General features: G+C 51.3%; 6 protein-coding genes. 1 reads left to right on the top strand and 5 read right to left on the bottom strand.

Annotated elements, in window-relative coordinates:
• Positions 1-498: 498 nt before the first annotated feature.
• Complete coding sequence (locus E3J62_09155; GenBank protein ID TET44871.1) at positions 499-1,701, top strand: hypothetical protein; 1,203 nt, start codon at positions 499-501, stop codon at positions 1,699-1,701.
• Positions 1,702-2,159: 458 nt separating this feature from the next.
• Here the strand turns inward: E3J62_09155 and E3J62_09150 are convergent, their stop codons facing one another.
• Genes E3J62_09150 through E3J62_09130 form a run of 5 tightly spaced genes read right to left on the bottom strand, consistent with a single transcriptional unit; the run spans position 2,160 to position 7,095 of the window.
• Positions 2,160-2,660, bottom strand: a complete 501-nt coding sequence (locus E3J62_09150) for a hypothetical protein (protein TET44870.1) — start codon at positions 2,658-2,660, stop codon at positions 2,160-2,162.
• A 15-nt stretch (positions 2,661-2,675) separates the two neighbouring features.
• On the bottom strand, positions 2,676-4,349 hold the full coding sequence (locus E3J62_09145) for a hypothetical protein (GenBank protein ID TET44869.1): 1,674 nt from the start codon (positions 4,347-4,349) through the stop codon (positions 2,676-2,678).
• Positions 4,350-4,351: 2 nt separating this feature from the next.
• Positions 4,352-4,885, bottom strand: a complete 534-nt coding sequence (locus E3J62_09140; GenBank protein ID TET44868.1) for a hypothetical protein — start codon at positions 4,883-4,885, stop codon at positions 4,352-4,354.
• 21 nt (positions 4,886-4,906) lie between these two features.
• A complete protein-coding gene (locus E3J62_09135) occupies positions 4,907-6,583 on the bottom strand; it encodes a hypothetical protein (protein TET44867.1) in 1,677 nt (558 codons plus the stop codon).
• Positions 6,584-6,585: 2 nt separating this feature from the next.
• Positions 6,586-7,095 carry a hypothetical protein gene (locus E3J62_09130; GenBank protein TET44866.1) on the bottom strand — a complete coding sequence of 170 codons (510 nt, stop codon included), beginning with the start codon at positions 7,093-7,095 and terminating at the stop codon, positions 6,586-6,588.
• Between the last annotated feature and the right edge of the window lie 588 nt (positions 7,096-7,683).

The raw sequence follows: 7,683 nt of genomic DNA, 5'->3' as shown, positions 1-7,683 counted from the left end.
GCTCCAGAGGCCGATGCTTGCCCTGCCGGCCCCGGACGTGTCGAGGGGAGAGTAGGACCTCGTCTTGCCCTGTGCCAGATTTGTGCCGAAATCATCACCAATAGATGTCTCGATCACTGTTGCGAAAGAATTTGACAACCGTCCGCGAATGTGGGAGAATTCTTTTGAGTGAAATGACAAGGCGCGGAACCATGACACACTGCTGGAATCTGTCAGGATGTTGGACTAGAGAAGGTCCACACTGTGGGGACAGGCATTTGGACCTCGTTGAAACGGAGGTTTTGCCAAAATGCCAAGCACCGTCCCCAGTTTTCCCAGCAACTCAAGTTAGGCGTAGTGACTCCCTCCGAGTGCTTGGAGATAGTCCTCGTGGAACAAGAATGGTATGAGGAACATGAGAAGAAGATAAAGCGGCTGCGGGGCCAGCCTGAGTCCTCGCACAATGGATGAAATGAAGCAGTACTCAACTTGCAAGTCCTATGCCAAAGCGAGGAAACAATGGGAAACCAGATCGTTGAACCACTCAAGAAGCGGCTAATATATGCGAAGTACATTTTTTCCCAAGCGTCGGAGATGCTCACTCGCTCCTTGCCATTGTGGCATGGGCTCGGCATATCTCTCCTTCAGGATTCAGTGGAATTGGTTCTGCGGGCCATTGCGCAGAAAGTGAAAGCTCGCATCGGGGGCAACATCACCTTTGCTGAATATTGGGATAAGATAGAGCGCGTCTCCGGGAACAAGGAAAGCAAGATGATCCCCTACAAGACAGAAATGCAAGAGCTCAATAGGGCACGAGTGGGTTTCAAGCACTACGGAATTCTGCCCGCGTCTGATGACGCTGACAGATTCAGGACATACACGCGTGACTTCCTAGTCAATACGTACCGGACCTTCTTCGATGAGGAGTTCGATGTGCTCAGTCTGGCGGAGCTAGTGCGCCACTGCAGAGCGAGAAACCACATAAGGCATGCTGAGCAGGCCCTTGTCTCAGACGATTTTGCCACATGCATCGAAGAAACGGCGGTCGCGTTCACAGTTTTGTCCCTCAATAGACGTGCGGGCTTAGAGCATCTTAGATTGCCCCAACGGATAGAAACGCATGATTTGGGAAAGCTCGTCGGTGCTGACATCGAGGCAGAGAGAGCTCTTGATAACTTCATCCGCGCATTGGAGGAGCACTTTGACACCCTGAGCTCCTGGATTCTGCCGCAGTTGCACGGCATCAACATGGCTGAATATGCTAGGTTCAGAGCCGTGACACCAGGGGTATCTCTCAGCGTAGCTCACACCTGTTACTTCTGGGGAGGAAACGAAGCAGCCTACACAAAAGAGAACGCTGAGTTCTGTGTTCGGTTCGTGATTGATTCGGCATTGCAGATAGACAGGACAAGATTCTACATCCCATCAGGCTTTGATAGTAGAACCCGGAAAGTGCGGGTCATCAAGGATGGCGCAGAGATTATACTGTGCCCGGTGCCCAATGATGTAGAGTTGATAAGACTTGCGGGGAAGGGTGAAGTCCTCGAAAGGTATTACGGAAACAGGGAGAGGGAGGGGTGGATTGAGATTTTTCAAGATGACGACCTTGCCTACATCAAGGGGTCTGATGTGGAGAGCATCTTTAGCAGCGGGGGTCGAGGGCCTGGGAACGGCGCTCCTCGAGCCGGTTCGGATCTACGGCTTGACATTTCCGATGCCTGAAAGGGCCGCGCCAGGTGCGCACCAAATCATCACCAATAGATGCCTCGATCACCGTTGCGAAAGAATTTGACAACCGTCCGCGAATGTTGGGCAGCTCCTTTGACTGAGGCTGCCAGGAAAGCGGTATGCTCGAGAGGGCGCGTACCCTTTGATGTGGCAGGAGATGGAAACCAGATATGGCTGGGACATTGAGCTACTCTCATAAGAAACAGCGAGAAACAGATAGGCCCAGCCTAAGTCCCAGACGCCATCCCTTAACCCTACCCCAAGGTCCCTTGCGAAAAAGTGAAATAGAAAGTGCATATTCCCGGGATTTCGAAAATTCGGGAATGTAAGAACAAATGATGAAGGGTTATTTGATTTGATGCTTGGGGGCGTGTGGGTCCTATGCTACCTGAGATACACTTTTTGAGGTTTGACCCAGGTGTGTGAGGGTTTGAGAATCCGAAACAGGATGCCTATCTTATCAGAATCATCTTGCGAGTGGCTTCATGGTGGCCTGTGGTGTCAGCCATGGCATAGATGCTGGGGAGGAAACTCTGGCCTTTATCAGTGGACCTGGTGTATCTCACTTGGCGTATCCCCAGATGCTGTCCATTTATGCCCAGGTTTGTCCAGGTCACGTGCGGATTGTCTTCTGGGTCAAGCGCTAGCTTGGGCGAGGCCAAAATATAATTTGTGGTGTCTACCAGAACACTGGGCAGAAATGTGTCTCCTCCATCAGTCGATTTGGCAAACCGAATGTCTCCTTCGAAAAACGTCATCCAGACTACGCACGGGTTTCCGTGAGAATCTATGGCGATTGAAGGTCTCGCCTGGTAGCAGGTTGTATCCGGCTCAAGCCACATTGATGGACCAAAAGTGTATTGCGAGAAGGATGGGCTCGCCACAGCAGCGATAAGGGCAAGCGCTCCCAGCCATGGCGATCTTGGCAGCCGAAATGTACACTTGTTAAGCAACCGTCACCTCCTCTCTCAGCGCAGGAGGACCATTTTTCTGGTTTGGTGAAATTGTCCCGCGCGAAGTGTGCAAAAATATACGCCGCCAGGGACGCCATTTCCATCTCCAGTCTTTCCGTCCCATGACACAGCAATCACTGAAGCACCGGTATTCTCTTTGTAGTTGTGGCCTGCCCAAAGATTCCTTTCGTGTCTCCCTGCCGCGTCATAGATATCGAGTGAGCTACGAGACAGGTTGGCTCCAGAAACCCGGAACCGGATTAGAGTTGAATTGGAAAATGGGTTCGGGGAGTTCTGCATTAGGAGAGGCAGACAAGCTGTGTTCCTGTCGCGTGTCTCCTCGAGAACACCTGTACCAGCATACTTACACACCCAAACGGTGTTTATTGAGTCTATAGAAGCTGAATTCGAAAACATGATCTCATCGATTCCATCGCCGTCCACATCACCCGCAGACGCAAGATGCCACCCGGGCTGTTCAGGCCAGAAGGAGCCAGTGGCAATGCCATCGGGGACGGTGTCAAAGGGAACACCAGTGAGCCACAGGTAAGTGGTACCCTTGGAGTCGTACTCGCTGATCGCGCTGGACAGAACCCCTTCGAACCCGGTTGATGCGACATTGCCAGCAGACTTCGAGCGAATCCCCAGACTGCTCGAATCAGTCCTTCCGAGCATGGTTGCATCTGGTGTTCCGTCCATAAGCGTATCGCCAAAGAGTATGTAGACCTTGCCCGGGCATCTCGCCGGAAAGCCATCAGGATAAAACTCGGTTCCTGCAACGACCCAGTCGCAGAGCGTGTCCACATTAAGAATATCCAAATCAAACCACCCGAGATGGTGTCCAGCCCCCTCACCATACATCCACACGTCCGGAATTGTGTCCATGGGATCGCCGCCAAAGAATATGTAAATCTTGCCTGCAGCGGGAGCGAATTCGCTGTTGACCCATTCACCCACGACGATGTCGTCGTACCCATCACAGTTGACATCTCCCCCTCCCGCAATCTGCGAGCCAAACCCTTCATGCCTGTTTCCCCTGAGGATCACATCAGGCAGGCTATCCAGGGCAGGTCCCCCAAAGAATATTGCAACCGAACCATTCAGGTTGCCGGTCATATAGTCTCCCACCACTATATCATCGAACCCGTCTCCATTAACATCTCCTGCGTGCGCTACAGAGTTGGCAAATGAGTAATCAATATTGTTTTGAAGAAGCACATCGTAAGCAGTATCCATAGGATTTCCGCCAAAGAAAACCCTTACGCCCTTCATGCCGTGGTTGGACATTACAACATCCGAGAAGCCATCAAAGTTGACATCGCCTGCATAAGAGACCTCAACCCTTGCCTCGCCATCATGGTCGCCTGTCAGAATCAGGTCGGGCACTGTGTCCACTGGGTCCCCGCCGTAGAAGATAAAGGCCTTGCTCACCCACCATAACACGGAATCCCATTCAGCCGCTGCCACGATAATGTCGTCGTATCCATCTTTGTTTACATCACCGGCTGTGGAAATGGATCTACCGAAGAATAATAGAGTATCAGATGGAAGTCCCAGGGACCGATGGCTTTTCTTGAAAACCAATTCAAGGTTTTCGAGTTCAACGGCCTTGCTTGTAGAAGAGAGCAGGCAGAAAACGCATACAAAGAGTAGAAATATTGAAAGGCTCGGCTTAGTACCCCTGCACATTCTCACCCACCTCTTCCTTCAGTTAGCATCCACACCCACGTATAGCCCCCATCGTTTGTTCTCAGCATATATTTCTCTCCCGCAGTGATCCAGCCGTGGCGTTGATTCGCAAAATGTATGTCAGAGAATGGGATTGCTCTCACACCGGGAGGTGGGGAAGGCCAGGAGATAAACCAGGTCTGACCGCCGTTCGTTGTCTTCAGCACGATCCCCAGGTGACTGTTTGGGTCTCCGTTTTTTTCTCCAACTACCCAGCCAATATTGCTATTGAGAAAGGAAACACCATGGAAGTCCCAATGTTCTTGTACTATTCCTGCCACATCTACCGGCTGCCAGGCGGGTGATCCACCTCTTCTTAGGATGATACCGCTGTCTCCTACTGCCCAGGTCAGTGCTTCGGTTACCGTGCAAACACCGTTCAGTTTCCTGTGGGTATCAGGCAAATGTTTGGGATCAGAATCCACGCCACCTGGTCGAACCGGTGTTGCCAGGAAAAGAAGCATCACACCAAGCACGACCAAACCTCTTTTGCTCATACTAGGCAGCCTCCTCCTCTCTCAGCGCAGGAGGACCATCTTTCTGGTCTGCTTCAATTCTCCTGCTCGAAGTGTGCAAAAGTACACGCCACAAGGCACAATATGGCCGACACCATCCCTTCCATCCCATGTGACAGTGTATGTCGGGCCTCCAGTATCTATCTTGTCCTTGTTGCCGCTCCACAGGTTCCTTACATGCCTGCCTGCTGCGTCGTAGATATCCAGAGAGCTGCCAATGGCGTCAGCTCTGGAAACGCGAAATGGGATTAGGGTCGAATGGGAAAATGGGTTCGGCGAGTTCTGCATCAGCAAAGGTGAGCGGATCTTACTCCGGGCACGTGCCTCTTCCTGAACCCCGGTCCCGGTGTATTTACATACCCACACAGTCTTCATAGAGTCGCCGGCGTAATTCGAAAACATGATCTCATCATACCCATCCCCGTCCACATCACCAGCGGATGCAACAAGCCAGCCGAGCCCTTGTTGCGGGAACGAACCTGTGGCAATTGCATCGCGAACAGTGTCAAAAGGCACGCTGGAGAGCCATAGATATGCGCTTCCTTTGAAATCGTATTCGATGGGTGCTCCGGATAGAATTCCGTCAAATGTGGTTCCCGCGACACGTCCTGCAGATGCTGAACACGTTCCAAGACTTGTGGAATCTGTCGTCCCGACCATTTCGGCATCTGGAATCCCGTCCATCAGTGTATCGCCAAAGAGTACATAGACTTTACCTGGAAAGAAGCCTGGAAACCCACCGGGATAGAATTGGGTGCCTGCAACAACCCAGTCGCAGAGAGTGTCCGCGTTGACAATGTCCATGTCAGACCAGCCCAGGCTATGTCCGGCTCCCTCACCATACATCCACACGTCCGGAATTGTGTCCATAGGATCGCCGCCAAAGAATACATAAACCTTCCCTGCAGCAGGAGCGAATTCGCTGTTGTCCCATTCACCAACCACTATGTCGTCATACCCATCACAGTTGACATCTCCACCTCCTGCGACTGCTGTGCCGAATCCTTCATGCCTGTTTCCCCTCAGAATCACATCAGGCAGGCTATCCAAGGTAGGTCCCCCAAGGAAGATCGCAACCGAGCCATTCAGGTTGCCGGTCATATAGTCTCCCACCACTATGTCATCGAACCCGTCTCCATTAACATCTCTCGCATGCGCTACTGAGTTGGCAAATGAGTAATCAATATTGTTTTGGAGAAGCACATCGTAGACAGTATCCATAGGATTTCCGCCAAAGAATACCCTTACACCCTTCATGCCGTGGTTGGACAGCACCACGTCAGAATAGCCATCAAAGTTGACATCGCCTGCGAAACAAACCTCAACAAATCCACCCTCACCAGAATGATCTCCTGTCAGAATCACGTCGGGGATTGTGTCCATTGGATCACCGCCAAAGAAAATAAAGGCCTTACTGAGCCATGGCGGAAAAACGGTGTCCCTCCAGGCTGCAGCAACAATAATATCTTCGTATCCATCGCCATTCACGTCACCCGCGGTGGAGATACACTGACCGAAGGCTCTCAAAGTATCAACCGGGAATCCTATCCACCGATAGCTCTTCTTGAAAACCAATTCAAGGTTCTGGAGTTCAACGGCCTCGCTTGTAGAAGAGAGCAGGCAGAAAACGCATAGAAACAGTAGAAATATTGAAAGGCTCAGCTTAGTACCCCTGCACATTCTCACTCACCTCTTCCTTGAGCTAGCATCCACACCCACGTATAGCCCCCATCGTTTGTTCTCAGCGTGTATTTCTCTCCGGCAGAGATCCAACCGTGCCGTTGATTGACAAAGTGTACGTCAGAGAATGGGATTGCTCCCACACCGGGAGGTGGCGAAGGCCAGGAGATAAACCAGGTCTGACCGCCGTTCGTTGTTTTGAGCACTATGCCCAGATGACTGTTTGGGTCTCCGTTTTTTTCTCCAACTACCCAGCCAATATTGCTATTGAGAAAGAAAACACCGTGGAAGTCCCAATCCCCTTGTACTATTCCTGCCACATCTACCGTGTCCCACGCCGGTGATCCACTTCTTTTCAGGATCAAGCCGCTGTCTCCTACTGCCCAGGTTAGTGCCTTGTCTACCCTGTAAACACAGTTCAGGTTTCTGTTTGTGTGAGAAGAGGAGAGGCTCACCGTGCAGACAAGGACGGCACACCCGAAAAGCCCCAGTTTCATCAGTCTGGACATCATAACCCACTGTCCCCTTGATAAGCGCCCAGCCGGAAAGCACCACCACCCGACTAAGACACTAGTACTCTAGAAGTCCTTCCACAGCCTGTCAAGAAAAAAATCAGTCTCTAAGTCTTTGTAAATCAAGAGCTTATAACTGCTCAACATTGGCACACCTAGATTCTTGGCCGTACAGACTCCTGGAAGTTATTCTTGGACTGAAACTTATGCGGCCGGAGCTCAGATGCATTACTCGTCTGGTAATCACATTTTTCTATCAATACGCCGAAACGCAGCTGCCGTACCGTGTTCGGGACTGTTCAATGTTGGCACACTTGGTTTTGGTGACAGGTATGTACTTCTGTACTTTTGATATGCAATGCGATCGGTCTAAAGAACCTGGGGACGGTGCCTGACATTCTGACCCGACTACGTCTTCCTCGACTCCGTCGGGCTTCGCATTTTTCAGGTTTCAGTCCAATGCTGAGGCCATTTTGTTCTGAAGTCAACCACGTACACCAGCTCTTCTATGCCATCCAGCTCCAGCTCGGGAACAAGATCTGCGATCTTAGGTCACAGATCTTAGATTAGTTGTGCCAGATTTGTGCC

This window comes from candidate division TA06 bacterium, from assembly GCA_004376575.1.
Classification (GTDB): Bacteria; Hydrothermota; DG-26; order E44-bin18; family E44-bin18; genus E44-bin18.
This window is presented reverse-complemented; position numbering and strand designations above follow the sequence as displayed.

What these genes read in the sequence shown, in the direction of transcription:
- E3J62_09155 (TET44871.1), top strand. Translation starts at nt 499, where the DNA reads ATGGGAAACCAGATCGTTGAACCACTCAAGAAGCGGCTAATATATGCG.
- E3J62_09145 (TET44869.1), bottom strand. Translation starts at nt 4,349, where the DNA reads ATGTGCAGGGGTACTAAGCCGAGCCTTTCAATATTTCTACTCTTTGTA.
- E3J62_09140 (TET44868.1), bottom strand. Translation starts at nt 4,885, where the DNA reads ATGAGCAAAAGAGGTTTGGTCGTGCTTGGTGTGATGCTTCTTTTCCTG.
- E3J62_09135 (TET44867.1), bottom strand. Translation starts at nt 6,583, where the DNA reads ATGTGCAGGGGTACTAAGCTGAGCCTTTCAATATTTCTACTGTTTCTA.
- E3J62_09130 (TET44866.1), bottom strand. Translation starts at nt 7,095, where the DNA reads ATGATGTCCAGACTGATGAAACTGGGGCTTTTCGGGTGTGCCGTCCTT.